Source organism: Protofrankia sp. Cas8 (assembly GCF_963555845.1).
Taxonomy (GTDB): domain Bacteria; phylum Actinomycetota; class Actinomycetes; order Frankiales; family Frankiaceae; genus Protofrankia.
In genome coordinates this window covers 6228-7076 of the sequence record NZ_CAUVXI010000106.1, presented here as the reverse complement: position 1 = coordinate 7076, position 849 = coordinate 6228, and the positions used below count along the sequence as shown (strand labels likewise).

The window sequence follows — 849 nt, the reverse complement described above, 5'->3', positions numbered from 1 at the left end:
CGTAGGGCAGCATGTTCGGCTGGTCCGGTACGGTTCTGAACCGGGCCAGGGCGTCGGTCACGGTCGGGTAGACGCGAAGTGGCCCGAATGCAGTCCGTTCGCGGGCGGCCCGTTCCTCCGGAGTGACATCGGCGACCGGAGCATCGATGATTATTATGCCGCCGATCTTTTCGGGGTGCTCCGCCGCGGCCATGATCGATGCCCAGCCGCCCATGCTGTGTCCGATGATGATCGGCGTGCCGCTAAGGCCGGCGTGCGCCGCCACGCTGACGATCTCAGCGGCCCAGCTGGTGAGGTTGTACTCATCGCGGCGCCCGCTGTCGCCATGGCCGGACATGTCGATGGCGACGACCCGGTACTCGCCGTCGATCAGTGGTGCGATGTGGTCCCACCAGCCCGCATGTCCGCCCCCGCCGTGCACGAGAACGATTCCCGGGCGGTCGCGCTTCCCCCAGCACCGGTAGCTGATCCGGCATCCGTCGACCTGGGTCGTGTGCCGCTCGGGCCGTCGCTCGAGTGCGGCGCGGAACCATCCAGGAGTCTCGATGTTCATGATCTGTCTGCCATGTCAGTTCTGCCATTCCGGATATGCGGTGCTGGACGGTGTCGTAATCCAGTTTGACCCGAGCCGGGTTGGCCAGCTGGCCGGGACGGTCCCGATCGCTATGATCGTTTGATTTGCTCACCTGGTGTAACTGTTGCCTGAGTGGCGTCTGGGTGAACTAGGTGATAAATGACTGTGTTCTCCGTTTTGTCCCTTACTGCCAAGGAGGGACATATCCGGCGGAGACCCGCTGAGCGGCGTGGCGGAGGGAGAATGACAGGACGGACAACGGCGGCGGATGGTGG

Annotated in this window: 1 protein-coding gene; it reads right to left on the bottom strand. The window is 64.3% G+C overall.

The genetic code is table 11. The features are described 5' to 3' along the window. On the bottom strand, nucleotides 1-553 hold a 553-nt coding region (locus U9977_RS15815; RefSeq protein WP_322750030.1), incomplete at its 3' end, for an alpha/beta hydrolase. Nucleotides 554-849: the final 296 nt, after the last annotated feature.